The sequence below is a fragment of the Magnetospirillum sp. UT-4 genome (assembly GCF_902729435.1).
Taxonomy (GTDB): domain Bacteria; phylum Pseudomonadota; class Alphaproteobacteria; order Rhodospirillales; family Magnetospirillaceae; genus Magnetospirillum.
The window spans coordinates 21,428-47,901 of the sequence record NZ_CACVCG010000055.1 but is presented as its reverse complement, the minus strand read 5'-3'; the positions used below and the strand labels follow the sequence as shown (position 1 = coordinate 47,901).

Annotated in this window: 23 protein-coding genes; 9 read left to right on the top strand and 14 right to left on the bottom strand. The window is 70.4% G+C overall.

The window, feature by feature from the left end:
- Positions 1–310: 310 nt before the first annotated feature.
- Positions 311–508: a hypothetical protein gene (locus MTBUT4_RS08900; protein WP_173979326.1), complete on the top strand. Its 198-nt coding sequence runs from the start codon at positions 311–313 to the stop codon at positions 506–508.
- Here MTBUT4_RS08900 and gluQRS read toward each other — a convergent pair.
- Positions 505–1,374, bottom strand: a complete 870-nt coding sequence (gene gluQRS, locus MTBUT4_RS08895) for a tRNA glutamyl-Q(34) synthetase GluQRS (protein WP_254434792.1) — start codon at positions 1,372–1,374, stop codon at positions 505–507. The two genes, MTBUT4_RS08900 and gluQRS, sit on opposite strands and share 4 nt — an antisense overlap.
- 117 nt (positions 1,375–1,491) lie before the next feature.
- Between gluQRS and MTBUT4_RS08890 the strand changes: the two genes are divergently transcribed.
- A complete protein-coding gene (locus MTBUT4_RS08890) occupies positions 1,492–2,052 on the top strand; it encodes an HNH endonuclease (protein ID WP_254434791.1) in 561 nt (186 codons plus the stop codon).
- A gap of 210 nt (positions 2,053–2,262) precedes the next feature.
- Complete coding sequence (locus tag MTBUT4_RS08885; protein ID WP_173979324.1) at positions 2,263–4,731, top strand: helicase-related protein; 2,469 nt, start codon at positions 2,263–2,265, stop codon at positions 4,729–4,731.
- Between the two features lie 9 nt (positions 4,732–4,740).
- Here MTBUT4_RS08885 and MTBUT4_RS08880 read toward each other — a convergent pair whose 3' ends face one another.
- The 3 genes from MTBUT4_RS08880 to MTBUT4_RS08870 form a co-directional block, all read right to left on the bottom strand.
- Entirely contained in the window at positions 4,741–6,705 is a 1,965-nt protein-coding gene (locus tag MTBUT4_RS08880) for an ATP-binding protein (protein ID WP_173979323.1), read from the bottom strand.
- 20 nt (positions 6,706–6,725) lie between these two features.
- Positions 6,726–7,739 (bottom strand): TRAP transporter substrate-binding protein DctP, encoded by a 1,014-nt coding sequence (gene dctP / locus MTBUT4_RS08875; protein WP_173979322.1) that lies wholly within the window; start codon positions 7,737–7,739, stop codon positions 6,726–6,728.
- 132 nt (positions 7,740–7,871) lie between these two features.
- Positions 7,872–8,456: a hypothetical protein gene (locus MTBUT4_RS08870; RefSeq protein ID WP_173979321.1), complete on the bottom strand. Its 585-nt coding sequence runs from the start codon at positions 8,454–8,456 to the stop codon at positions 7,872–7,874.
- Between the two features lie 181 nt (positions 8,457–8,637).
- On the opposite strand from MTBUT4_RS08870, the gene MTBUT4_RS08865 reads away from it, so the two are divergent.
- The 6 genes from MTBUT4_RS08865 (at position 8,638) to MTBUT4_RS08840 (ending at position 13,572) form a co-directional block, all read left to right on the top strand.
- Positions 8,638–8,934, top strand: a complete 297-nt coding sequence (locus MTBUT4_RS08865; RefSeq protein ID WP_173979320.1) for a DUF1476 domain-containing protein — start codon at positions 8,638–8,640, stop codon at positions 8,932–8,934.
- A 21-nt stretch (positions 8,935–8,955) separates the two neighbouring features.
- A complete protein-coding gene (locus MTBUT4_RS08860; RefSeq protein ID WP_173979319.1) occupies positions 8,956–9,960 on the top strand; it encodes a TerC family protein in 1,005 nt (334 codons plus the stop codon).
- Entirely contained in the window at positions 9,957–10,553 is a 597-nt protein-coding gene (locus MTBUT4_RS08855; RefSeq protein WP_173979318.1) for an exopolysaccharide biosynthesis protein, read from the top strand. The genes MTBUT4_RS08860 and MTBUT4_RS08855 overlap by 4 nt, the downstream gene beginning before the upstream one ends.
- A 31-nt stretch (positions 10,554–10,584) precedes the next feature.
- Positions 10,585–11,349: a DUF4197 domain-containing protein gene (locus MTBUT4_RS08850; protein WP_173979317.1), complete on the top strand. Its 765-nt coding sequence runs from the start codon at positions 10,585–10,587 to the stop codon at positions 11,347–11,349.
- Between the two features lie 265 nt (positions 11,350–11,614).
- Positions 11,615–12,490: a hypothetical protein gene (locus MTBUT4_RS08845; protein ID WP_217424138.1), complete on the top strand. Its 876-nt coding sequence runs from the start codon at positions 11,615–11,617 to the stop codon at positions 12,488–12,490.
- Positions 12,481–13,572, top strand: coding sequence for a PQQ-like beta-propeller repeat protein (locus MTBUT4_RS08840; RefSeq protein WP_173979316.1), 1,092 nt, complete (start codon positions 12,481–12,483; stop codon positions 13,570–13,572). The genes MTBUT4_RS08845 and MTBUT4_RS08840 overlap by 10 nt, the downstream gene beginning before the upstream one ends.
- Positions 13,573–13,715: 143 nt before the next feature.
- Here the strand turns inward: MTBUT4_RS08840 and MTBUT4_RS08835 are convergent, their stop codons facing one another.
- From MTBUT4_RS08835 to MTBUT4_RS08790, 10 genes are read right to left on the bottom strand one after another with little or no spacing between them, the layout of a single operon-like run.
- A complete protein-coding gene (locus MTBUT4_RS08835; RefSeq protein WP_173979315.1) occupies positions 13,716–14,270 on the bottom strand; it encodes a hypothetical protein in 555 nt (184 codons plus the stop codon).
- Between the two features lie 4 nt (positions 14,271–14,274).
- Positions 14,275–14,691, bottom strand: a complete 417-nt coding sequence (locus MTBUT4_RS08830) for a glycoside hydrolase family protein (RefSeq protein WP_173979314.1) — start codon at positions 14,689–14,691, stop codon at positions 14,275–14,277.
- A gap of 10 nt (positions 14,692–14,701) precedes the next feature.
- On the bottom strand, positions 14,702–14,977 hold the full coding sequence (locus MTBUT4_RS08825; protein ID WP_173979313.1) for a hypothetical protein: 276 nt from the start codon (positions 14,975–14,977) through the stop codon (positions 14,702–14,704).
- 1 nt (position 14,978) lies between these two features.
- Entirely contained in the window at positions 14,979–15,725 is a 747-nt protein-coding gene (locus tag MTBUT4_RS08820) for a hypothetical protein (RefSeq protein WP_173979312.1), read from the bottom strand.
- A complete protein-coding gene (locus MTBUT4_RS19265) occupies positions 15,722–20,587 on the bottom strand; it encodes a hypothetical protein (protein WP_217424137.1) in 4,866 nt (1,621 codons plus the stop codon). The genes MTBUT4_RS08820 and MTBUT4_RS19265 overlap by 4 nt, the downstream gene beginning before the upstream one ends.
- Before the next feature lie 7 nt (positions 20,588–20,594).
- Positions 20,595–22,769: a hypothetical protein gene (locus tag MTBUT4_RS08810; protein ID WP_173979311.1), complete on the bottom strand. Its 2,175-nt coding sequence runs from the start codon at positions 22,767–22,769 to the stop codon at positions 20,595–20,597.
- 4 nt (positions 22,770–22,773) lie between these two features.
- The gene (locus MTBUT4_RS08805; protein ID WP_173979279.1) at positions 22,774–23,718 is read right to left on the bottom strand and encodes a hypothetical protein; all 945 of its coding nucleotides are present in this window, start codon (positions 23,716–23,718) and stop codon (positions 22,774–22,776) included.
- Between the two features lie 9 nt (positions 23,719–23,727).
- The gene (locus tag MTBUT4_RS08800; protein WP_173979310.1) at positions 23,728–25,641 is read right to left on the bottom strand and encodes a hypothetical protein; all 1,914 of its coding nucleotides are present in this window, start codon (positions 25,639–25,641) and stop codon (positions 23,728–23,730) included.
- Positions 25,641–26,207, bottom strand: a complete 567-nt coding sequence (locus tag MTBUT4_RS08795; RefSeq protein ID WP_173979309.1) for a hypothetical protein — start codon at positions 26,205–26,207, stop codon at positions 25,641–25,643. The genes MTBUT4_RS08800 and MTBUT4_RS08795 overlap by 1 nt, the downstream gene beginning before the upstream one ends.
- Positions 26,207–26,470 carry a hypothetical protein gene (locus MTBUT4_RS08790; protein WP_173979308.1) on the bottom strand — a complete coding sequence of 88 codons (264 nt, stop codon included), beginning with the start codon at positions 26,468–26,470 and terminating at the stop codon, positions 26,207–26,209. Before MTBUT4_RS08790 ends, MTBUT4_RS08795 begins: the two co-directional genes overlap by 1 nt.
- Between the last annotated feature and the right edge of the window lie 4 nt (positions 26,471–26,474).

Here is a 26,474-nt window from a genome sequence, read left to right as displayed (position 1 = left end):
TTCATGTCCCGAGGCGACCCTCATCCGCCACATCGCCATGGCGCTGATGCCAGACGGGCCGTGACCCGCGGGGCCGCCATCGCCCCAGACACCCCATCTCGGCCTCAATCTCACGACCCGCCCAACCGAAACCAAACCGACGACCAAGCGGCCGTCGCGACAACACGCGCCCAGCCTCAGCCCTGCCGGATTGTATGCAGGCTGGAACCGCTGTCATGAATAGGACGGGTTAGGGGTGGAGTCTGCGCCGTATTCGTATATCATCATGTAAAAATGCGGCCGATGGCCGCCCGGGTCTCAGGAGGGAGCGATGACCGCCAAGGAACTGTTCGTGATCGGCTCGGTCGTCTACAACGTCGGCGGCGTCATCGCCATCGCCACGCTGGGCGCCATTTCCAAGGTGCCGTCGGCCGAGTACTGGCCGGTGGTGCTGGGTGCCGCCGTGGTCGGCATCGGCTGGCTCGGCCTGCTCGCCTTCATGCATTTCAGCTCGCTGAAAGAGCTTTAAAACCCCGCCATGGTCCGCACCTCGCCCGGACTCCGCCCCGCCTCGCGCAGGGCGGCGAGGGTGAGCGCGCGGTCGCGCTTGGCATAGCGCCGCCCGCTCGGGTCGGTCAGCAGCCGGTGATGGGCGTAGGCCGGCACCGGCAGCTCCAGCAGCGCCTGCAGCAGGCGGTGGACATGGGTGGCGGCGAACAGATCGGCGCCGCGTGTGACCAGGGTCACATCCTGCAGCGCATCGTCCACCGTCACCGCCAGGTGATAGCTGGTCGGCACGTCCTTGCGCGCCAGCACCACGTCGCCGAAGATCTCCGGCGTGGCGGCCACCACGCCCGCCTCCTCGTCGCGCCAGCCTAGCGGCCCGGCCAGCGCCACCGCCGCCGCCACGTCGAGGCGCAGGGCATAGGGAGCACCCGAGTCCATCCGTTCCCGTCGCTCGGCGGCGCCCAGGCGGCGGCAGGTGCCGGGATAGAGCACGCCGTCGGGTCCGTGCGGGGCGTGGCCGGCGCGGGCCACCTCGTCCTGGATGTCCCGGCGGGTGCAGAAGCAGGGATACAGCAATCCCAGGCCATCGAGGCGGGCCAGCGCGTCGCGGTAATCGTCCAGATGCGCCGACTGGCGCCGCACCGGCCCGTCCCAGTCCAGGCCCAGCCAGGCCAGATCGGCCAGGATGGCGGCCTCGAAGTCGGGGCGGCAGCGGCCGGGGTCGATGTCCTCGATGCGCACCAGGAAGCGCCCGCCGGCGGCGCGGGCGCGGCCATGGGCCACCAGCGCCGAAAAGGCGTGGCCGAGATGCAGCAGGCCGGTCGGGCTGGGCGCGAAGCGAGTGACGATTCCGGCGGGACGCGAGGATTGGTCCATGGCCGCGACCATACCATATTTCAGCCAACCGCCGGATTCCCGCCGATTTCGCCGAACCGTCACCATCGGGGGGATGGATTTCGGGGCCGGACTCCTATATTTTGCGGCCAAACTCCGATGGAGAGGGTATTGGTAGCGCTGGAAAGCTATCCCGCCCTGGTGCTGAATGCCGATTTCCGGCCGCTCAGCTATTTCCCGCTCTCGCTGTGGTCCTGGCAGGAGGCGGTGAAGGCGGTCGTTTCCGAGCGCGTCAACGTGGTCTCCGTATACGAGCGCGAGGTCCACTCGCCCAATTGGGCCATGCGCCTGCCCAGCGTCATCTCGCTGAAAGAGTACATCCCGGCGGCCCGGCGCCCGGCCTTCACCCGCTTCAACGTGTTCCTGCGCGACCGCTTCGCCTGCCAGTATTGCGGCGACGAGCTGCCGGCCCACGACCTGACCTTCGACCACGTGGTGCCCCGCGCCCTGGGCGGGCGCACCACCTGGGCCAACGTGGTCGCCGCCTGCAGCCCGTGCAACCTGAGGAAGGGCGCCCGGCTGCCGCGCCAGGCCGGCATGCATCTGCGCCGCTGGCCGACCGAGCCCTCGACCTTCGAGCTGCAGGAGAACGGCCGCTCGTTCCCGCCCAACTTCCTGCACCAGTCCTGGCGCGACTTCCTGTACTGGGACACCGAGCTGGAGCAGTTCTAGTGTCCTGCCCCCGGGCGGCGGCCCTGCCGCCGCCATCGAACCCCTTGATTCCCGGCGCGCCGGCACCGACCCTCTAATACGAAATCCGGAAGATCGCTTCCGGATTTCGGATCCAGCGGCCATTGAGGCCGCGGCCAAGCCCGCGGGACGCGGGCGCCCGGCGAGGGCTTTGAAATCCGAATGACTCATTCGGATTTGGTATAAGACGTCATGTCCACCTCTTCCGGCCGCGGCCGCGTGCTGGCCGTCCTCGGCCCGACCAACACCGGCAAGACCCATTTCGCGCTCGAGCGCATGCTCGGCCATGCCAGCGGCATGATCGGCTTTCCCCTGCGCCTGCTGGCGCGCGAGAACTACGACCGCATCGCCCGGGCCAAGGGGGCCGAGGCGGTGGCGCTGATCACCGGCGAGGAGCGCATCATCCCGCCCAGGCCGCGCTGGTTCGTCTGCACGGTGGAATCCATGCCGCTGGACCGGCGGGTGGCGTTCCTGGCGGTGGACGAGATCCAGCTATGCGCCGATCCCGAGCGCGGCCACGTCTTCACCGACCGCCTGCTCAACGCCCGCGGCACCGAGGAGACGGTGTTCCTGGGGGCCGAGACCATCCGGCCGCTGCTGCGGCGCCTGGTGCCCGGCACCGAATTCGTCACCCGGCCGCGCTTCTCGCGCCTTGAGTATGCCGGTCCGCGCAAGCTGGCGCGGCTGCCGTCGCGCGCCGCCGTGGTGGCGTTCTCGGCCGCCGAGGTCTACGCCATGGCCGAGTTCGTCCGCCGCCAGAAGGGCGGGGCGGCGGTGGTGCTGGGGGCGCTGTCCCCGCGCACCCGCAACGCCCAGATCGGGCTGTTCCAGGCCGGCGAGGTCGATACCATCGTCGCCACCGACGCCATCGGCATGGGTCTCAACATGGATGTGGACCACGTCGCCTTCGCGTCCTTGCGCAAGTTCGACGGCCGCGCCCCACGGCCGCTGGCGGCGGCCGAACTGGCCCAGATCGCCGGGCGCGCCGGGCGGCACATGAACGACGGCACCTTCGGGGCGACGGCCGATCTGGCCGGCATCGACGCCGAACTGGTCGAGGCGGTGGAGAACCACGCCTTCCCGCCGCTGAAGGCGCTGTCGTGGCGCAATTCCGAGCTGCGCTTCGCCAGCGTCGAGGCGCTGGCCGCGTCGCTGGAGCGGCCGCCGCCGTCCCCCGGCCTGGTGCGCGCCCGCGAGGCCGACGACCAGGTGGCGCTGGCCCACCTCGCCCGCGACCCCGAGGTGATGCGGGTGGCCAACCACCCCGAGCGGGTGCGGCTGCTGTGGGAGGTCTGCCAGATTCCCGATTTCCGCAAGGTCATGGCCGACAGCCACACCCGCCTGCTGGGCCAGGTGTTCCGCCACCTCACCGGGCCGGGGCGGCGGCTGCCCGCCGACTGGCTGGCCAACCACATCCGCCGCCTCGACCGCACCGACGGCGAGCTGGACACCCTGGTGGCCCGCATCGCCGGCATCCGCACCTGGACCTACGTCTCCCACCGCGCCGACTGGGTCGCCGACGCCGCCCACTGGCAAGGCGAGGCCCGCGCCGTCGAGGACCGCCTCAGCGACGCCCTGCACGAACGCCTGACCCAACGCTTCGTCGACCGCCGCACCGCCGTCCTGGTCCGCGCCATGCGCGAGGAGGGCGAATTGCTGTCGGCGGTCAACCGCACCGGCGAGGTGCTGGTCGAGGGCCAGTATGTCGGCCGCCTGGCCGGCTTCCGCTTCGAGCCCGATGCCGCCGAGGGGGCCAGCGCCGCCCGCGCCGTCGCCGCCGCCGCCGCCCGGGCGCTGAAATCCGAGATCGCCGCCCGCGTCGCCCGCCTGGCCGCCGACGGCGACGAAGCCTTCGCGCTGGGCGACGACGGCGCCGTGCTGTGGCGGGGCGAGGCGGTGGCCCGGCTGGTGCCCGGCGCCGAACCGCTGCGGCCACAGGTGGAGCCGCCGGGCGCCGATGTGCTGGAGCCCGCCGCCCGCGAAACGATCCGGCGGCGCCTGGGGGACTGGCTGGCCGCCGCCCTCGACGACGCCTTCCGGCCGCTGGCACGGGCGCGGGCGGCGCCGCTCAAGGGCGCGGCGCGGGGACTGGTGCACCAGCTGGCCGAGGGGCTGGGGTCGGCGGCGCGGCCCGCGGTCGCCGCCCAGCTCGACGCCCTTGCCGCCGAGGACCGCGCCGCTTTGGCCGCCCTCGGTATTCGTTTCGGAACAGAAACCGTGTTCTTTCCGGCCCTGCTGAAGCCGGGCGCGCAGCGGGTGCGGGCGGTGCTGTGGGGGGTGCGGGCCGGCTGCGCGCCGCCGCCGCCGCCGGGCGAACGGGTGGCGGTGGCGCCGCTGGCCGGCATTCCCGCCGGCTTCTACGAGGCGGTGGGCTACCGCCTGGCCGGTCCGCGCGCCGTGCGGGCCGACATGCTCGAACGCTTCGCCGCCGAGGCGCGGCGCCTGGCGCGCGAGGCCCCGGCCGGGTTCCTGCCGCCGCCGGCCCTGCTGTCGCTGCTCGGGCTGTCGGCCACCGAGGCCGCCTTGGTGCTGGCCGCCCTCGGCTTCCGCCGCGGCGGCGGCGAGGCCGCCCCCTGGCTGGCCCCGACCCGGCCGAAGCCAGCCCCGCGCGGCCGCAAGCCGGCGAACACGGATTCGCCCTTCGCGGTGCTCAGGCGATAGGAGCGATGCCTACTCCGCCGGACCCGGGGGCAGGGTGAAGACCAGCCGCGCGCCCTCGCCCTCGCCCTCGGACTCGCAGCGGATGGTGCCGCCGTGGCGTTCGACGATGCGCTTGCAGATGGTCAACCCGATGCCGGTGCCGGAATACTGGCCGACCGGGTGCAGGCGCTGGAACAGGGCGAAGATGCGGTCGGCATAGGCCGGGTCGATGCCGATGCCGTTATCCGCCACGGTGATCTCCCATCGGTCTCCGGCGGGTTGTACCGAAATCGATATGACCGGGGCGACGTCCGGCTTGCGGTACTTCACCGCGTTGCCGATCAGATTGGCGAACAGGCGGGTGATCTGGCCCTGGTCGCCCCAGGCCGCGGGCAGCTCGGCGGCCGCGACGGTGGCACCGCTTTCCCTGATCGCCTGGGCGACGTCGGCGAGGGCCTGGTCGAGGCAGGCGCCCAGGTCGATGCGGCCGAATGGCCGCCCCTGGCGGGTGACGCGGGAGTATTCCAGCAGATCGACGATCAGCGCCTGCATCCGCTTCACCCCGGACACGGCGTAGCCGATGTAGTCGTGCGCCTCGGCATCCAGCTTGCCCTGGTAGCGCCGTTCCAGCATCTGCACATAGGCGGCGACGTGGCGCAAAGGTTCCTGCAGGTCGTGGGAGGCGACGTAGGCGAACTGCTCCAGCTCGGCGTTGGAGGCGACCAGCTCGGCATTGGTCCGCAGCAGCTCCTCGGCGGCGCGGCGGCGCGTGGTGACGTCGCGGTGGATGCCGAGAAAATGGGTGACGGTCCCGTCGCGGTCACGCACCGGGGTGATGCGCATTTCCGCCCAATAGGGAGTGCCGTCCTTGCGGTAGTTGCGCAGCTCCACCGTGGTGCCGGTCTCGGCGGCGGCGGCGGCGCGGATCTGCGCCACCTCGGGCTGCTCGTCCTCGTCCCGGTGCAGCAGGCCGGGATCCTTGCCCCGCAGCTCGGCGGCGGCATAGCCGGTGATGCGTTCGAACGCCGGGTTGCAGTAGATGATGGGAAAATGCCCGTCGCGGCGTTCGGTGATGATGATGCCGTCGTTGGCGGCATCCATGGCGCGGTCATGCAGGCGCAGGGTCGCCGCGATCGTCGCCTGGCGCCGCTCCTGCCGGTAGAACAAGGCGGCAGCGAGCAGGGACGCGGCCAGCAGCGCTGCCGCCGCCGCCGCGTATCCGGCCGCCACCTTGCGCCAGCGGGCCAACAGCGCGTCCTTGTGGCGCACCGCCACCACCTGCAGCGGGAAGTCGTGCAGACGGTACCAGGCCACCAGGGCGGACTCGGTTTCCCCGGGCTGGGAAACGGCGGTGGCGGACAGCATCGGCAGCGCCGCGTCGAGCGGGCGACCCACGGCCCGGCGGCCGCGCGGCGCCGAATCGGCCAGGACCAGACGGTCGGCATCGATCAGCAGCAGGCGGTCGGCGTCGGTGGCGAATTCCGCGGCGAAGGCGTCGCCCAGCAACTCGGTCGAGATCAGTGCGCGGGCGATCCCGGCGAAGGCCCCGCCGGGGGTATCGATCCGGCGGCTTACCCCCAGCCGCCAGGGCGCCCCGTCGCCGGGCGGGTGGATGGGCTGGAGGAGGAAGCTTTCGGCACGGTCGCGGTGGTGGGCGAGGAAGGCCCCGGGCACCGCCGGCGGGCCGGCCCGGTCCGGGACCCGATGGCGCAGCCGGGCGTCGGCGCCCCACACCTCGACGGCGTCGGTGAACGGCATGTAGGGAAGCAGGGAGGCGGCGGCGCGCCCGTCGATCCGTCCCTCGGCGACGATGGCGACCAGCGCCAGATCGGCGGTTTCCAGCGCCCGCGAGGCGGCGTCGCCGGCCAGCCGGGCCTGCTGGTAGAGGCGCAGCCCGGCGCGGTCGAGCTCGGCCCGGCGGTCCTGCGCCACCACGACCCACAGCGCCGCCGCCAGGCCGAGCACCAGCAGCAGCCCGAGCGTGGCAAGAATCACGAATTGCGGGCGCGGGCGGGTCAGGGCCGGGACTCCCCGGCGAGGGCGGCCATGGCCTCGGCCACCAGGCCGGGTTCGATCCCCAGGGCGGCGACGATGGCCGGCTGGTCCGCCATCAGCGCCTGACGCTGGGCGGCCAGGCGCGGCGGTTCCGGGCGGGTGACGACGATGCCGTTGGCGAGCAGGGCGGCGCGGGCGGCATCCTGGGCGCGGGCGGCATCGGCCCGGGCGGAGTCGACGCCGGCCTCCCAGACCTCGGCCATCACCGCCTTGAGATCATCGGGCAGCCGGCGCCAGAACTGCCCGGAGACCAGCGGCACGTAGCGGGGAAAGTACTGATGGTCCTCGTAGGCCGAACCGATGCCCTTTTCCCACAGGCGCCCGCTGGCCACCGTCTCGTGGGTGGTGAGGATGCCGTCGATGGTGCCGGCGGCCATGGCCTGAGGCAGGTCGGGCCACGGCACGATCCGGGGCTCGGCGCCCATGGCGGCCAGGCGGCGCAGATTGGCCTCGCCGCCGGCGACGCGGATGCGCATGCCGCGGACATCCTCGGCGTCGCGGATCACCCGCCGCACGCCGTAGAGATGGGCGAAGCCGAGGTCGATCCAGCGCCCCAGCACGGTGACGCCCAGGGTGGCCTGCAGACGGGCATTGATTTCGTCACCCAATGGGCCGTCCTGCAGCCGGGTCTGGATTGCGGCGTCGCGGCCATGGAAGGCGGGCAGCAGGTAGAGGCCGACGCTGGGCTCCAGCCGGTCCAGGTGCCAGGTGCCGGGCACCGCCATCTCGATCCGGCCCTGGCGCAGCGCCTTGACCACGTCGGCGTCGCGGAACAGGGCGGCGCCGGAGTGATGCGACACCGACAGCCGCCCCGCCGCGCGCTGCGCCAGTGCGTCGGCGAAGCGCGCCACCGCGCGGGTCTGGACGTGATCGGGCGAATTCTCGGTGGAGATGCGCAGCAGCAGGGGCTCGGCCTGGCCAGGACATGTCCAGGCCAGAGCGAGACCGGCGGCGAGGAAAACCCGACGCAGCATGGCTCGGCATTCCACAATTATGCGGCGAGCGGCGCTTCCGCAGCTTCGCTTGTTCGAGTAAAACATGCGGGGCCGCAAATCAAGGAAAAACCCTACTTTTATAATGGTTTCAGCCTGTTCTCAACCAGCGGCTCAACGCTTGCCCATGCCCGGCATCCTGGAGTTCATGGCCTCCTGCAGCGCCAGATCGATCATGATCAGCAAAGCGCTCTCGGCCCCTTCATGGACCAGCACCGCCTCCTGCCTCGCGTTGCGCCAGCGCAGCATGGAATCGCCTTGCTCGGTGGGCGGGCCGAAGCGGCCAACCAGGAATTTGCCCACATCCTCGTAGCCGGCGCGCGGAACCTCCATGAAGAACTGCACCAGACGGCTGGTGCCGGCCCGGTCGGGGCCGAAGGTGGCGGTCATGCGGGCGGGATGGCCGGCCACCTTGCGCGCCGCCTGGCTCCACACCCCCTTGTCGTCCACCGACAGCAGCGCGCAGCGGCTGGCCCCGACGGATACCATCTGTCCGGGCAAGGCCAGCAGCCGCCCCAGCGTGCCCGGCCGGTCGGGGTCGTCGCTGCAATAGACGTTCATTCCCGCCGGCCAGGCGGCGAAGCGGAACTGCCCCTGCATCATGCCGGGTCGGGCGAAGCCGAGGTCGTAGTTCTTGTCGGCGGCGGCGGCGGGCTGGGCGCAGAGAAGCAGCAACAGGGCGGGCAGAAAGCGGCGCATGGACAACCTCGTTGTGGGGGCTGCGCCACTCTAGCCGAAGCGGGATGTGCGCATCATCCCGGCGTTCATTGATAGGATACGCCTATCAGCTTCATATAATTTTGCGTCATTTTATTGTCAGTCTGGCGCCCTAAATCCTTTGCGCAGGGGCCTTCCGCCCCCGTCAACAAAGGAGACCACCATGGACGGACCCGCCACCCGGCACGACGCCAAGTTCAGCCATGACCAGGACCGCGCCTTCCGCGCCCGCATCCGCGCCGTCCGCGCCCTCGGGCAGTGGGCGGCCGGGCGGCTGGGATTGGCCGGAGCCGAGGCCGAGTCCTATGCCCGCTCGCTGGTGGAGACGGATTTCGAGCTTCCCGGCGACGACGACGTCATCGCCCGGCTGATGGCCGATCTTCCCGCCGGCAGCGTCGGGGCCGAGGAGATCCGCCTGAAGCTGCTTTCGCTCATCGCCGAGGAGGAAGCCGGCTCGTAACCGCCTGCGGGGAGGGGTGCCATGGACTGGCTGTCGCTGTTAGCGGCCACGACCTTTCTGGGCAAGGAAGCCTGGGTGTGGCTGGTGTTCATGGCACTGGTGGCGGTGCTGCTGGTGCTCGACCTCGGTGTGCTGCACCGTCCCGATCCGCGCACCGGGCAACGCCGGGCCATCGAGGTGGGCGAAAGCCTGCTGCTCAGCGCCGCCTACATCGCGGTCGGCTTGGGCTTCGGCGCCTGGGTCTGGTTCGAGATGGGTCGCGAGGCCGGGCTCAACTACCTGACCGGCTTCGTCATCGAGAAGAGCCTGGCGCTCGACAACATCTTCGTCATATCCCTGATCTTCGCCTATTTCGCGGTGCCGCGGGTATATCAGCACCGGGTGCTGTTCTGGGGCATCCTGGGCGTGATCGTCCTGCGCGGCGTGATGATCGGGGTCGGCACCGCCCTGGTCCAGCACTTCGCCTGGGTGCTGTGGTTGTTCGGGGCCTTCCTGGTGATTACCGGGATGAAGATGCTGGTGTCCGCCGATCGTCCCGCCGAGGGCTTCGGCGGCAACCGCGCCATCGCCTTCCTGCGCCGCCATCTGCGGGTCACCGACCAGCTGGAGGGCGACCGCTTCGTCGTCCGTCGGGCCGACGAGACCGGGCGTCTGCGCTGGTGGGCGACGCCGTTGCTGCTGTGTCTGGTCACCATCGAGCTGGTCGATCTGGTGTTCGCCGTCGATAGCGTGCCCGCCATCTTCGCCATCACCACCGACCCCTACATCGTCTACACCTCGAACATCTTCGCCATCCTTGGCCTGCGCGCCCTCTACTTCGCCCTGGCCGCGATGATGCACCGGTTCGTCTACCTGAAGCTGTCGCTGTCGCTGATCCTGGTCTTCATCGGCGGCAAGATCTTCTGGACCCAGCTGGTGGGCAAGCCCGACCCGATGGTGACGCTGTCGGTGACCGCCCTGCTCCTCGCCGGCGGCATCGGCGCCTCGCTGTGGCGGACCCGCCGCGCGGCCGGTCAAAACCCGTGAGGCGGCGGTCGCTGGCCCTCGAGCTGGCCGGATTGAGGCGCCTGGGCGGCGCCGGCGGCGCCACCCTGGCCGAGGCTGCCGAGGCGCTGTCCGAGCGGTCCGTGCTGGTCATGCTGCTGCTGCTGGCGGCGCTGGGAATGGTGCCGTCGCCCGGCCTGCCGCTCGGCATGATCACCGGCCTGCTGGTCGTCTGGCTGAGCCTTGGCCGGCTTTGGAGCGCCACCCCGCCCCGCCTGCCGGCGGTGCTGGCCGGCCGGCGCCTGCCCCGCCCGGTGCTCGACGCCGCGCTCGGCCGGCTGGTGCCGGTGCTGCGGCGGATGGAGCGGCGGGCCAAGGTGCGGCTGACGCCGCTGGCCACCGGCCCGGGCGCCGTCCTCGCCACCCTGGGCATCGCCGTCCAGGGGGTGGTGCTGGCCGCTCCCATTCCCTTCGGCAACCTGCCGCCGGCCGCCGCCATCCTGGCCCTGGCCGGCGGACTGGCGGTGCGCGACGGCGCCCTGGTGGCGCTGGGGCACGGCCTCTCCCTGGCCTCGGTGATGGTGGTGGGCGCGCTGCTGCAGGCCGCCCTGGCGGCGGGGCGGTGGCTGGCCTAGACTGCCTTCCGGACCAAGCAGGGAGGCGGGAATGAAGGCGGTGGCGATCATTGTGGCGGCATGCCTGGCGACGGGGCCGGCGGCGGCCCAGGGCGGCCTGATGGAGATGGGCAAGGGCATGCTGCAGGAGCGGCTGGGCCAGGGCGGCGGCGCGCCCGCCACCGGCAGCCGCGGCGCCGGCCTTGGCGCCGCCGACATCGCCTCGGGCCTGAAGGAGGCGCTGAAGGTGGCGTCCGAGCGGGTGACCGGCCGGCTGGGCGGTACCGATGGCTTCAACGCCGACCCGGCGGTGCACATCCCGCTCCCCGGCAGCCTCAAGGCGGCACAGTCGGGGCTGAAGATGGCCGGCCAATCGGGCCTGCTCGACGACCTCGAGGTGAAGCTCAACCGCGCCGCCGAGGCCGCCACGCCGCAGGCCAGGAAGATCTTCTGGGACGCCGTCAACCGCATGAGCCTGGACGATGCCCGGGGCATCCTGAACGGACCCGACGACGCCGCCACCCAGTATTTCAAGCGCAGCATGAGTCCCGACCTGAAGACCGCCATGCGGCCGGTGGTCGATCGCACCGTGGCCGGCAGCGGCGCCGTCGCCGCCTACAAGAACGCCACCGCCGCCGCCGGCGCGCTGCCGCTGGCCGGCCAGGCGGCCCAGGCGGGGCCGGGCATGCTCACCGATCACGTGCTGGACCATGCCCTGGCCGGCATCTTCACCTATCTCGGCCAGGAAGAGGCGGCCATCCGTCGCGACCCGGCGAAACGGTCGACCGATCTGCTGAAGAAGGTGTTCGGCGGCTGAGGCCTTCGCCGGAATGACGAAGGGCGCCGAAAGTCGCGGCCTTCAAGTCGAGCGGGCGAAGGCGAGACGTCCGCTCCCGCAGCGAAGTCGTGCGCCTTTGTCTGTGGCGCCCCGGCACAATCATTATCGCACCGCAGCATCGGGCGCGGTGCTGGATTTGTTGATTGTCGTTGAATAGCCCTCGGTCATTATGAATACTTGTGGGTGAAAGACCAAGAAGGGGCAGGTCCAACGACAGGGGGAAACAATGAATGCGGTAATGACGATGATTCGCATTTGCGCGGTGGGCGCATTTGCTTTCGGGATGGTGGCCGGCTGGAGCCCGGAGGCCCTCGCCGACGAAAAGGGTGAGATGGAGATCCGCAAGGACAGCCTGACCAAGCAGCTCCTGGACGATATCCGCCAGGGCAAGATCGAGGTCGAGGGCGATCACGCGGCGGTCAACGAACTGGTGATCAAGCGCGACATTCCCATCAAGTACGAATACATCTCCATCCTGATGCGGGCGCCGAACGCGTTCGGTGAGGGCCCCGCCTGCATCGTCTGCCACGGCTCGGCCGATCCGGCCACCAGCTACCGCGGCCTCGACCTGTCGACCTGCCAGGGCATCATCAACGGCTCGACCGAGCCGCCGGTGCGCAAGATCATCACCCCCGGCACCAATCCGAAACGAGATGTGCTCGGTCGCATGCTGCGGAACAACCGTATGCCGCTGGGGGTGAAGTTCAACGTGCCCACCGACAGTCCGGCCATCCACCTGGTGAAGAACTGGATTTCCAACGGCGCCAAGAACGACGACCACTTCAAGAAGAGCGTGCTGCCGCTGTTCAGCAAGCCGAATTCCTTCGCTCCGGATACGCCGGCCTGTATCGAGTGTCACATGTCGAACCAGGAGCCGCCCAGCTTCCACGAGCTCAACCTGTCCACCTACGAGGGCATCATGCTGGGGGCGGATTCGGTCGCCAAGGGCGTCAACAATGCCACCAAGGTGATTGTCCCCGGCAACCCGGAGGAGAGCGGCGTGTTCCAGCATCTGGTCGAGAACCGCATGCCGCCGGGCATCGATCCCTCGTCGGAGCGCGACCATCCCAATACCCAGCTTTTGTTCCGCTGGGTGGCGCAAGGCGCCAAGTGCAACTGATCGGGCGGCGCCGCTTCCTGATCGCCGCCGCCGGTGGTCTGCCCGTGCCTATGATGGCATGGGCGGCAACCGGCGCGCCGGTGCGGCCGTTGACGGTGGATGGTCGCTGGAGCACCGGAAACGCCACCCTGACGCCGGCGACTCTGTCCGGCGGCAGGGCCTATTTCGCCGGCGACCAGGCGGTGGGGGCGGTTGATTTAGGGGCAGAGTCACTGGCCTGGCGCCAATCCCTGGCGGCGGGCCGGGGCTGCGTCTTCCGGCCCCGCATCGCCGATTCCGTGCTGATCTGCGGCTCCGGCGCCGGGCTGGCGGCGTGGGCCAGCGATGACGGTCGGCCGCTGTGGCAGCTGTCGCCGGGCAAGCAGTTTGGGACGCCGCTGCTCGACGACGGCCGCCTCTATTGCGGCGATGGCGACCGCATCGTCGCCATCGACGCCGCCTCCGGCGCGCCGCTGTGGTCCTTCAATACGGTTGCCGACACCATCGCCAGCTACGCCCCGGCGGTGGCCGGCGACACCCTGCTGGTCGGTCCCGGCGACGGTCGCCTCTATGGGCTCGACAAACGCGACGGCCGGCTGCGCTGGCAGGTCGATGGGATGAAGCGCTGGCAGTACCTGCGCCAGCTTCACGTCGATGGGGGCATCCTGGTCGCCGGAGCCTATCAGGAAACCCTGCACGGCTTCGACGTCATGGACGGGCGCGAGCTGTGGAGCTTCTATGCCGGCAACTTCATCAATTCCCACCATGTCGCCGACGGTGCCGCCTATCTGTGGTCACCGACCGGGTGGGTGTTCGCTCTCGATATCCGGAGCGGCGGCCTGCGGTGGCGCCATCGCACCACCGATTACCGCGGCAGCGCCGGCAATTGGGGACCGCTGATGGCGGAACTGGTCACCGCCGCGGACCACCTGTTCGCGCTCGACATGGGCGACACCCTGCACCTGCTGTCGCGCCACGACGGCGCCGAAACGGCGCGATTCAAGGCGCCCACCGGCTGCCGGCCGTTCGTGCTGCCTTTGCCCGACGGAAAGGTGCTGCTGGGCAGCCGCGACGGCAGCCTGCTGCGCGGGGTGGTGGGTTAACCAGGCGCAGAAACGCGAAAAGGCCGGACAACTCTGCCCAGCCCGTTGATATTGCTCGCATTTCTGCGGAGACTTTGGAGCGGGCGAGGGGTGTTGGTCAATACAGTGCATCATACCCATCGCCTGCTAGGTGGCTGGCGGCCTCACTTTCCGCCAATCGAGGGTGCTTGCGCAAGCAACATGTTCTTCTGCTCCGAGCCGCGCGAGCTGCCGAACTCGAAATCGAAAGCCGTGCCGATGTTCCGGGCGAACATGCCGCCGACCGAGATCAGGAACCCGCCGGCCGCCGTGTTGCCGTCGACCTTGCCCAAGGCCAGCAGGGCGGCGATCGCAACCACCGCCACGAAGGCGACGATCACCATGGCATCCGCCCGGACGTTCTTTCGCCCGACCTTGGCCAGCTCGACGTCGCGCGATCGTGCGTCCTGTCGATCCGCCAGATAGGCCTTCTCGAGCTCGACTTCCAGGGTGGCCATGTCGCGCTTGAACTGCGTCAGCAGCTCGGGGCGCTCGCGCAGGATGGCCATTGCGCGGTCGCCGTCGGCCGGATCGGCGAAGGTGACGCCGGTCGCCGTCTCGGCCGCCTTGATGACTTGGCCAGCCACGTCGGCCGCCTTGTCGCCGGCGAGGGAGCGCACCAGGCCCGGAGCGAACTCGGCCGCCAGCCTGAGGGCGAGCGGGATGAGGGGGAGGGCCATGGCGTCAGCCCTCCCGGATCATCGCGACGATGCGACGGGCGCGATCGCCGACCTGGCGAAACCAGGCGCTGTTCTCGGCCTCGGTGGCCGCACGGCCGAAGTCGCCCTCGGCCATCGCCGCCAGCATGTTGCGAAAGCCCGACAGGCGAGGCCAGCCCAGATTGAAGGCCATGTTGGCCAGCGCACGCTTCCGCGCGGGCGAGAGGCCATCGAACCAGCCGAGATGCTGCCGCAGCTCCTGGATGGCGGCGACGGCGTCGTTGCCCAGCAGGACGCGGGCCTCGCGCTCGGTGATGCCGTTGTCCTCGATGTTGCGCCCGTAGCCGATCGTCAGCTTGCCGGCCGGGCAGTGGTAAGGCTTCGATCGAAAGCCTTCGTCGCGACGAAGGTCCTCGACCAGTTCAGGCAGAAAATCGTCCATTCGATCCTCCTTAGCTGGTTGCCCGAGCCGGCTTGCGGTCGAGCTTGGTTTCGATGCGCACCAGGTGCTCGAGCAGCTCGCGACGGAGCTTCTCGATGTCCTCGCCGGTGACGAAGCGGCGCTCGACCTCGACCTTGTGGTGCGTGAGGTCGGCGCGGATCGCGTTGACCGCCTTCCAGACGTCGTCGGCGTGCTTTTCCCCGCGGTTGTAGAGGAAGAGGAACGCCCCGGCGCCCAGGGGGAAGACGATGACGATCAGGACCTGCCAGAGGACTGCGCCCTCCATTTCAGACGCCCTCGGGCGCCGGTGCCGGCGGCTCGGGGCTTTTCGGGATCTTCACCGGCTTGGTGCCGGGAGTGATGGGGAACGGCGGCATGGTGCCCTCCTGGTGGTTGCGGAAGTGCAGGCCGAGGCGCTTGATCTTGCCGGCGACCTGGTCGAAGGGACGATCCAGACAGAACGCGATGAGGTCGTAGGGGATGCGCTTGGCGGCGAGGAAGCGCAGGACCTGCTCTTCCTCGGGCGCCCACACCGGCCGCGCCTCGCCGGCGAAGGGGGGAGGGTCGATGCGATAGCCGACCCGCCCTTCCTCTCGCAGGCGGATCAGGCGGCCGGTGACGGAGCGGGCGTTGCGCGAGCGGTTGGTAATGGCCGTCAGCCGGGCGGCGATCTTTCCGATCGGCGCGCCAGCAGCGAACATCTCGATGATGATCGCGTCCTCTTCGGCCGTGTAGCTGCCGTGGCTTTCGACCCAACGGGCTTCCACCTGCCGATGAAGCTCATCGATCAGCCGGATGTCGGCAACCTCGTATTCGTAGGACTTGGTGATGATCCCGTTTCGGATCCGGGCGCCGTCGCGGAAGCCCCATTCCTTGCGCAGCACGCCGGCCTGAAACAGCACCTTCACCCTGTTCTTGACGCCGTGGTAGGGGCGGTCGAGCTCCGACGCGATGGCGCGATAGGGAACCCCCCCGGCCACCTTCAGCGCCAGCGCGCGATCCTCGCTCCGTGTCCAGCGGCGGCTCTCCCTCATCGCGCCGGCACCCCCAGCGCGTCGTTCAGGCCCTCTTCCGCCTTGTCGAAAACCCGGCGCAGGAAGAAGAGGTTCTGATAGGGGAGCAGCCGGCGCAGCGCCCGGGTGTCGCCGGCCTTCCATTCGCCGCTGGCGCCGGCATGGACCACGCGCACGGTGTTGTCGAGGCCGGCGCCGAGGGTCGGCCCCAGCAGGGCCTCGGTCGAGGAGCGGCTGGCATAGCGGCTGCCGCCGGAAAAGCCCGCCAGCTTGCCGCCCGTGGCCATGACGTCGGTGAGCCAGAACAGCACGCCGGAGCGATTGACGCCCTCGACCACCCAATCCTTGGGATCGTCGGACAGATCTCGGCCGCTGAAGGCCGAATAGGTGGCGTAGGACATCATGCCGAGCCCGACCGACAGCAGCGTGCCGTTGAGCGCCGCCGCATCCCGCTGCTGCAGGGCCGCCAGGGCGACGCGCTGCGTCGAGGCCAGCGAGAACGTCTTGAACTGCCCGATCAGCTTGCCGAGTTCGGTCGACATCCACAGCGGCCGATCCTGGCCCGGGGTGACGATGATGCGGTCGACCTCCTTCAGCACGCCGGCGCGGAAGGCATCGACGGCCTCGCGGTCGGTCCATCCCAGGGTGTTGGCCCACAGGACGCCGCCCGCCTGCTTCTGGCCATGCCCGGCGAACTGCTCGGCGATCCGCGCGGCCATGTCGCGGTCAATGCCGAGGAAGGCGAGCCGCTCGGCCTCGGCCGCGACCGGATGCCCGGCGGCGACCGCCTGGATGGCCTTCAGCATCCGGGTCTGCGTGACGACCCCGGCGAACTGCTTCATGGCCGCGTTCCACGGCGCCATCAGCGTGACCAGGCCGTACTGGTTGGTGAGCGCCTGGACGCCGCGCTCGAACTTGGAGTGGCGGCCGTAATCGTCCCAGACATCGGCCAGCTGCATGGCGCGGCTGTCGAGCACCAGGTCGAGGCCGGCGCCGGCGAGACGCGCTTCCTCGGCCGCGAGCTTGAAGCCCTTCATGTTGGCCAGCAGCGGCTGCAGGCCGTCGCCGAACACCCGTGAGAACCCATGCACCATGACGGCGCGCCCCAGGTCGGGGATCGCGGAGATGGTCATGCCGCCCATCAGGCGCAGGTAGTTGATGTTCCGCACCACGCGCGAGGCACGGACGATCATCCCGTCGGGATTGGCCGGCAACGCGAAGGTACCGCGCAGCCGGTCGCGGATGGCGGCGAGATCGCGGATGTCGGCATCCATGCGAGCCTTGAGCTTGGTGCGCGCGACCTCGCTGTCGGCCCGGGCGATGGCTTGCGCGTATTCGCGCCGCACGTCGCCCAGCTGGTCGACCAGGTCGGTGGTGCCGAACTGGCGAACCAGCTCGGTGTCGGTGGCCATGGTGCGGGTGTAGATCCTGGCCAGCACGTCGACGTCGTTCTCGAGGAAATCCTCGATCAGGTGGTCGGGGATGGCGAAGGTGCGAGCCTTGAGCGGCCCGCGCGTGTCGGTCCGCCCCCCGTGCCCGCCGCCGGCGTCAGCCTTGTGGGCGTCATAGGGCAGCCGCCCGGCGGGAGTGCCGAGAATGCGGTCGGTGATTTCGTCCGCCAGGTCCTCGAGCTCCTGCAGCTCCATCCGGGTCATCGCCCGGGTGATGCCGCGTGCCGCCTTCAGCACCGTCTTGTCCGCTTCCTTCAGCCGCGGCTTGTCGGGGGAACGGCTGGCCTCCTTCTCCCCGCGCCGCTGAAGCGCCTTCTTCGCCCCCTTCGAGGTGTTGCCGTTCCACTCGCCGACCGCCTTCTCGATGTCGGCGCGTACCCGGTCCAGACGCGCCTGCTTTTCCGCCAGCTTGGCCTCGAGCGTGCCGACGGCATGCGCCTTGCCCGAGGCCTGGTCGGCGAGGCTGTTGACCTCCTGGCGGATCCGGGTCTCGAAGACGGCCCCGCCGCGCGCCTGGTCGATACGACGCTCGCGGATCTGCCGGTATTCCTTGGTCGCCTTGTCGAGCGCCTTGCGGTACGGCCGGATGGACTTGCCGAGGTCGGCCCGGGCCTTCTCCAGCTGCACCAGGTCGTCGAGGCCGAGGGCGTGGCGCGCCAGGCGGGATTGCTGCCGCGCCGACTTGATCCCCTCGGCGAAGCCGCCGCGCATCTCCTCGATGGCCCGGGCGTAATCCTCGACGCCCTCGACCAGGTCGATGATCTCGCGCCCCTCGGCCAGCTTCCGGTTGGCACCGATCAGGCGATACATGGTCGCCTCGATCTGCTTCAGTTCGGGGTGCAGGTTCTTCTCGGCCCGGATGGCGTCGGCAAGCTCGCCCAGCTTGGCCATCACCGGGGCGACCGCCTCGCCGATCCGCACGATTTCGGCGTGCAGCCGGTCGAGCGGCTCGGACATCCGCTCGGAGCGCCGCCAGGCGAACTGATTGAGCCGCGAGGCAACCTCGCGACGGGCCTCGACCTTCTCGAGCGTGCCCTGCCGCCCCTCGATCTGGCCCTCGAGCTTGCGGATCGCCCGCGTCAGCTCGCCATGCTGGTCGAGCAGCTCGGTCACGCGCTGGCGGATGCCATCCTTGACCGTCTGCTCCTCGCCCAGCCAGCGGGTGACGATGGCGCGCCATTCGTGGCGGCGGGCCGAAATCTTCTCGCTGTTGTAGACGCGCATCAGGTAGGAGGCGGCGGTCTCGACCGAGACGCCCTCCGGCAGCAGGCCGAGATCGATGGCCTGCTCCTTGAGCGGATCGAAGACCTCGCGGCGCATGGCGGCCGCCGCCTCGGCGACTTCGGGGACCGGGTGCCGGTCGTCGCGCCGCATGGCGCGGGCAACCTCCTCGCTGAACTGGCGGCGCGACAGCTTGCCCTGAGGGACCTGTCCAAACGTGTCGGCGGCGCCGATGCGGGCGATGTCCAGCGAACGCCGTTCGCGCCCCAGGCGGTGCCGCACGAAGGCATCGTCCATCGCGGTGACGGCCCGGGCCAGGTTGGATTGCCACATCTTGATCCTGGTCTCGACCGCCACCGCCGAGGCCTTGCCTTCAGCGTTCTTGGCCATCATCAGCGGGTTCTCGGCCAGGCGCTGGATGATGCGCCGGGCGGCCAGCGACGGCGAATGGATGAGGCGGATCAGCGGATCCTGGTGGCGGACGCCGGGCAAGTTCTCAACCCCGAGCGCCCCCTTCAGGGTTTCGGCGGCAAGATTGGTGTCGTCGGCCAGGGCGGCGCCGACCGATCCGCCGGCGCCGGGCCCGGGCTCGCCGACCGTCCGCAGGGTGCCGTTCGCGGCATGGTCGTCGTAGATCATGCGCAGGGCGTCGTCGGCGGTTCCCAGATCGCCGCGCTCGAGGCGGGCGCGCATCTCGCCGAGTTCGGCCAGCCGCGCCTTGATGTCGTCGGGCGTGGTCCATTTCAGCTCGGCATCCAGGCGCCGGCCCGCCTCGACACGATCGATTTCGCCCTTCGCCAGGGCCTGCCAGGTCGCTTCCTGCTCGCGCACGTAGTCGAGCGAATGGCGCAGCTGGCGCGCCTTCCATTCGTCGAAGGTCTCCGGCCGGGCCTTGCCGCCGGCGGCCGCCGTGCCTATACTTTCCTCACCGGGCCGACCGTCGGAAAATCGCAGGCCGCGTGAGGCATCGTCCATGGACGATGCCGATGAGGATGAGGGAAGCGTGCGTCCCTCCGGCCCGGGTACCCTCAGATCGTCACCGTTGATCCCCAAAGCCGCCAGGCGTTTTTCGGCCTTGCTGACGCGCGAGCGCTCGACCGGGGCGATGATGTTGACCAGATCGATGCCGCGGCCGTTGGCCCGCACCTCCGCCACCAGGGCGGTCGCCGGATCGAGGTCGATCACCAGCCAGGGGCGCGCCCAGGGCTCTTCGGCCGTGGGGTTCGGGAGGATGCGGCCGCCCTTGGCCCACACCCCGTCGATGCCGCCGAGGCGTTCCAGGAGGCCGGGACGCTGCTCCTCGATGTGCTTCAGCACCCGCCCCGACACGAACATGTCGGGCGGCACGGCGGCGAAATCGGGATTGACCCGGGCGAGGCGGCCATGCCAGGCGTCCTCGATGCCGCCGAGATGGAAGGCCGGGGTCGGGATGTGCTCGCCCTTGGGCTTGCCGACCACATGCTCGCGCACGAACGGCATGACATCGGCCGCCGAGCGGGTCTGCCCGGCGGCGAAGGCGCCCGTGTCGTAATCCCAGCCCGAGGCCGGGGGGTGGAAATCGCCGGCATCGGCGACCAGGCGCCCCCAGGCGGCCTTGACCAGCGGCGCGGCACCGCCAAGCGCGCCGGCGATCACCGTGCCGAGGCCGATTTCCTCGACCGCCTCGGCGGGCGTCTTGGTTTCCTGGGTGGCGTACAGAACGCCCGTCTGCGCGGCGCTGCCGAGGGCGCCGGCGCGGGCGGTGGCCAGGGCGCTCTCCATCGCCGTCCGGCCGACCGAAAGCCCCTTGGCGACCTGCCCGCCCACGGGGATGGCGTTGATGGGGTCGAAGACGCCGGCGCCGATCCCCGCGACCACACCCTGCCAGCCGGCCGCGCCGAGGGTGGCTCGGGCTTGCTGTTCGCGGTCGATGCGCCGCTTGATGCGGGCGACGTCGTCGAAGGTATCGGCGTCGACGAAGCTGTCGGCGAAGGCTTCATAGCCCTGGATGTGGTCGAAGGGATCGAAGCCGGGATCGGCCGGGGCGTCGTAGAGCGTGTCCGGCCGGAAGCGATCGGCCGCCCAATTGGAGACCGAAACCACCGAGTTGTTCAGCGACAGGGCCGCCGGCACGGTCTCGCGCCAGAAGGCGGGACGCGGGGCGTCGCGCGGGGGCTCCAGCTGGGGCGGCAGACCTTGGGGGGAGGTGTCGTCGTCGGCGAGAAACGGCATGGCGGCCTCACGGCATCATGGGAAGGGCAGCGGGGGCGCCTCGCCCGGCGCGGACCGCGCGGGCCCGGGACACACCCTCCTGCTGCTCGGCGGCGGCGCGCTTGCCCGCCGGCGAGGTCGCCCAGTCCGGCTTCCACAGCAGCGCCCGGCCGTCCGACTTGCGCATCAGGTGCGTGGTACCGTCGGTGGCGCGCACCATGACGCCGTAGAGGGGTAGGCCGGTCTCGCGATCGGCGGCGCCGTCGGGGTTGGGGATCAGCCACAGACGGCCGTCCAGCGGCGTGCCCGGATCCCACAGGCCGTCCTGGCCCTGCAGATCGGCGAGCAGCTGCTCCTTCATCCACTTGGACTGCTCGGCCGGCGGGGCATCGCCGACCGCGTAGAACTTCTCGGGGGCGAAGCGCGCGAACTGGGCGGCGCCGGCCTGGTTGGTGAGGTTGGAGACACCCCAGACGCGCTGCAGGCGCGAAAGCGCGGTGGCCCGCGCGGCATCCATGTTGCCGTGCAGGGTGTATTCCTCGCGTGCCAACGCGCTGAACTCTTCGGACAAGACGGGAGGCAGGGCGGCATTGCCGAACCAGGACGGTTGCAGCTGCTTCTTCAGCCACGTTTCGGGCAGGTCCGACTTGGTGACCGCCTCGTATTGCTGCCGGAGCGCATCAGCCTCACCCTTGGGCCGGCGCATGGCTTCCTCGGCCTTGCGCACGGCGTCGGCGGGCGGCACGCCGTAGCCCGAGAAGGTGTTGACCAGGTCGGCCTGCCGCAGATCTTCGTCGGCGAAATCCTTCAGCAGCTGCGGGTTGGCGTTGCGCAGCTGCTGCACCAGCTGGGACGCGGCGACCTTCTGATCCTCGGAGCCCGCCCTCAGCCAGCCACGCACCTGCGACTTCACCGGGTCGGGCACGATGCCGACCCGGCGGGCGTAATCGACCGTCTTCTCGGTCACGGTACCGACATCCAGGTTCTGCCAGCCGCTCGCCAAGGCGCCGAAATGGGCATTGACGGCCTTGCGATCGTCATCGGACTTGGGATCGAGCACCGTGCCGGCGCCGGCGAAGGCTGTCGTCACTCGGGCGATCGCCGCAGCGGCCTCGGTATCCTTTTCACGACGCTTGTCCAACTTGATGACGGCGTCCGAGCGCTCGTGCGGCTTCAGCAGCCCTTTCTCGTAGGCCCGCTCGATGTCGCCGTAGCCCAGCTCGCCGCGGTTCAGGCGAATGGTGAAATCCGAATACCAGTGCGAGCGGGCGAGATCGTTCGCTTTGTCGGCGGCTGCCTGCGCCCGCTCGCTGCGGTCGACGACGTCGCGCAAGCGCACGCCCATCTCGCCGGCGATCTTCTTGACGTGGTCGGGATCCAGGTCGGGCTGCATGCCGGGGGCGGCGAAGTGGGCGATGAAGCGCTCGGCCGAGGCCGGGCCGCCGCGCGAGAGCTCGCGATCGAACTCGCCCAGCACGGCGTTGCGGCGCATGTCGAGGCGGTAGGCCTCGCGCGCCTGCACCTTGCCCCGTTCGTCAAGATCGGTGCGGTTGCCGAGATAGCCGAGGAACCGCTGGCTGGCCTCCTGGGCGGCGGCGGCATCGCCCTTGCGCCAGGCATTCGAGGCGTCGAGATGGGCCCGGTTCATGCCGGACAGCAGATCGGCATTGGCCGCATCCTCGGTCTTGCGGCGCTCGGCCTGCCAGATCGGGTGCAGGTGCTGCACCTTGCGCTTGTCGAGCTCGACCGACAGCATGGGGCGCAGGTTGCCCGGCATCTGGTCGAGCAGGCCCTTGGCCATGCCGTCCCACTTGGCGGTGAAGCCGGCGACGTCGGTGCCGTGCTCGCGCGCGAACCGATCGGCCTGCTCGGCGACGGTGACGTCGAGCCGGGCCACGTAGGCGGCGAGGTTCGCCTGATCATAGGCGCGGTCGGCAACGGTATCGCCGCCCTTGAGCGCCGGTGCCCGCATCTCGGCGGCGGCGGCGGCGCCTTCGGCGGTGCCCGCCTGGGCGGCCTGGTCGGCGACGGCCCGGGCGCGGTCCTGGGCGTCGCCCTCCATCAGCCCGCCGGCGAGCCGCCCGAGGAAGGCGGCGATCGGTGCGCCGGGGCCCTGCTCGGCGCCGAGGTTGGCGAGCGACATGCGGCGGCGCTCGAGCCGCTCGAAGGTGGGGATGGCGGTGCCGCTGGGTCGGAGGCGCATGGCGTCAGGCTCCGATGCGGCGGCGGTAATTGGCGACGTTCCAGGCGCCCTCGCCGAAATCGATCAGCCCGCCCACCATGGCGCCGCGGCGTGCCTGCCGGAGCCCTGAGCGCTTCAAGCCGACTGCGGCGGCGGTGGTGTAGGCGTCGGTGCGCACCGACATCATGTCGTTCTCGGCGTCGGCTTCCGCCTGCGAGGCCAGGGCGGCGGGGGAACCCGTGGTCGGATCGACCCCCAGAGCGCCGAACATCACGGTCTGGCTGGCCAGCACCTTGCGCAGCCGCTGCTGGCTGGCGAGCTCGCGCTCGGAGATCGCCAGCTCGGCTTCCTTGCGCTGCAGCTCCAGCTGCGCCTCCTGCTGGCTGGCCAGGGCGGCGGCCTGTCCGGCCGAGCCCACGGCTTTGGCCCCGGTGAGGCCGAGCCCTGCCGCCTCACCGTAGCCCAGCACCGCACCTTCCTTGGCACTTCCGATCAGCGGGCCGCCCAGCAGGTCGGTGAAGAAGCCGCCGCTGGCGGCCTCGGGCGCCGCCGGCATCACGCCGCCGATCGACAGGCCGGCGGCGTCGGTGACGCCGGTCGTCACCATCGGGGCGACGTTGGCCATGGATTGCGCCGTCATCGCCGAGGCCAGCTCGGTGCCGGTCATCCCGGCCTGCGAGGCGAGGCTGCCGTAGAGGGCGTTGTCGGCCGCCGCCGACAGCACCACGTCGCTGGCCAGCAGGTCCGCGCCGGCGCCGCCCGCCAGTATTTCGGCACCGGCGCCCGCCGCCAGTTCGCCGGCGGCGGTACCGGCAGCAAGGCCCTCGGCCGCGCCGGCACCGGCTGCGGCGGCGGCGCCGGCCCCTTCGGCAGCCGCGGCACCGGCGCCCGCCAGGCCGAAGCCGCCGGTGGCGACACCGACGGCACCCAAGGCCAGCAGGGGAAGGATGACACCAGCACGTCCACCCATGACGTCCTCCTAGTCGGCAACGAAAGCGGTGATGGAAAGGATGGTCGCGGGCGACATGCCGTGCCCCTCGACGGTGACGGTGCGGCTTCGACCGCGGCCGAGCAGGCGCACCGGGACCTCGCCGGTGAAGCGCGGCGCCGGCGCGTCGAAATGGGCGGCGCCGAAGCGGCGGAATACTTGGAGCTGGCCCTCGACCCACATTTCTGAAGTGTCCATGACCTTGACCACGGCGCGGTAAAGCCGGGCGTTCTTGCCCACCAGCGTGCCATCCTGCAGCTGCGCCTCGATGGGCATGGTCTCGACCTTCCACGAGAAAGGCAGCCCCACCTCGACCACGCTCGCCGGCTCGGGCAGCGTGACGGCGCCGCCGGTGACGACGAAGCGGCCGGCGGCGGCGCCGTCGGCGACCACATGGACCTCGTGCCCCTCGAGATGGCCGAGCCCCGACCAGACGGTCTGGGGAGCGCCGGCGGTCAGGCGCTTCGAGCAGTCGCCGAGATGGTCGGCGTCGAAATGCTCGATGAAGTAGCGGGTGGCGCCGGCGATGGTGCGCTTGACCAGGCAATAGCAGGTGTTGCCGACCACGGCGGTCGACAGCATCTGGCCGGCGGTCTGCCACAGCGTCCAGGCGGTGACTTTCTGCGAGCGCCGCGAATGCAGGACGCCGGCGGTGCCGTCCTCGTTGATGACGAAGAGGTAGGCGGCCGAGTTGCGGTCGGTCCCGCGCCGCGCCGCCAGGTCGACCGGCCGGCGCACCAGGCTGGCGGCGAACTCGGCGACGTCGTTCAGGGTGTAGGCGTCGGCCAGGTCGTTCGGCACCAGCTCGAACACGGACATGTGGGCGCCGTCGGCGCCGTCGGAGACGTAGACCACCACGCCGTCCAGTTCGGCCGGCCGGATCTTGCTGGCGCCGATCTCGCCCTGCCGCTTGGCGAAGAAGTTGCCGGGGGTGATGGGGCTCTCGACGAACACGAACGGGCCGCCGGTGGTGAGCGCGAAGAGCTTTTGGGCCGAGTAGAGCCGGCGAACGTGGTTCGCGCGCTTGTCCAGCAGCGTCACCTCGACGGCTTCGTCGTCGAGGGCCTCGTCGGTCCATTTGAAGTCGAAGTAATAGCCGGAGCGCGAACCCCAGACGGTGCGCTTGCGCGACTTGGCGCCGGCGATGAACAGGCGGTCCTCGTGGAAGGTGCCGCAACCCGGCCAGCCGCGGGCCGTCGACCAGGCGGGCTCCTGGATCACCCAGTCGCCGGCGGGAACGGCCGTGGTGTCCTTCAGGTCGTCGACCAGGTTCACCGTCACGCTGGCGGAGGAGGCCTTGGCGGTGATGGTGCCGTGGCCGCTGCCGAGATCCACCGTCCAGCCGACGTCGGCGCTGGCGAAATCCGTCGCCGAGGACGTGACGGTGACGGAGCCCGATTTGGCCGAGGGGGTGGCGCTGCCGGTGGTGTCAACCCCGAACTGGTGGGAGGGAGGGTTCTTGAAGGCGAGGGTGCTGACGGCCCAATTGTCGTCGGCACCTTGCCGCACCAGCTTGCGGGGCTCGTGGTCGGGGTGGAAGAGGATCATGGTGTCCTCGCCCTGCGCCCAGTCCAGATCCTCGAGCTGCGCCGCCGTGTAGGGGGTGGCGCCCTCCCAGGTCTTCACGCCGCCGGCGAAGACATGGACTTTGAGGTTGGTGAAGACGATCAGGTAGGCGCCGCTGTCGCCCTCGAATTCCTCGAGCCGGGCGCCGGCGGCGGCATCGGCGAGCTCGGCGTCGAAGGCGAGACCAGGGCGTCGGTCGAGGCCGCCGCCGGCCCGGGGCGCCATGTTGAGCACCGTCTTGCCGCCGAGGTAGTAGAGCTTGAGGTCGGGCCGGGCCACCAGCTCGGGATCCAGCTGGCCATAGGGGAAGCCAAAGACCTGAACGGGCGCCTTCGCCATCAGTTGCGCGCCTCCAGCAGGGGGAACTCTTCAATGGCGGCCGGTGGCTGCTGCTGGCCGTCGATGCCCTTGGCGCGGGCGAACTCGTCGTTGGCGATGCGGTAGAGCGCCTCGGCCCGGGTCGGGCTTTCGGTGAGCGGGATGCAGAACTCGGCCGCCAGGCGCGCGATCAGCACCTGGTCGAAGAAGGGCGGGAAGGCCATTTCGTCGGGCCGGAAGATGTAGGTCAGCACGACCTGGTCGGCATTGGTGTGCAGCCGGCGCTCCATGAGGCGGTAGTCGAGGCCGCGGCCGCGGTCGGCGCCGGCGGAGATGACCCGCAGGAAATCGGCCGGGAGCTGATAGGCGTAGTCGTAATCGGCGACGGGCACCCCGGAGAGGCGGGGCAAGGTCGCCTGCCCAAGGGCGAAGGTCCATCGATGGGCGGACAGCAGGGCATCGCGGGTGCTGGGGTAGAGGTTGGCCGCCACCTCGCTTTCGGCGGTGCCTTCATCGAAGCTGGCGATGGTGGCGCAGCCGAGCTTGAGCAGGGCGCGGGCGCAGAGGGCGATGGAAGAGAGGGCCATCAGCCGGCCCTCCCCACGAACGTGATGTTGCGATGGCGGATCGCCTCGGTGCGCCCGACGCGGGCAACGACCGGCCGGCGAACGGCGTTCGCCGGGTCGGGCAGGTCGGCATCCGTCCCGCCGGAGGCGGGCCGATCGGCCGAGAGGCCGGCTTCGCCAGCGGTGCCGCCGGTGAGGGTCTGCAGATCCGGCGCGGACGCCACCGGATCGGGCGAGGGTGCCCCGGCAGCCTTCGCCGCCGGGGACTTGTCACGCTTGGCCATCGCC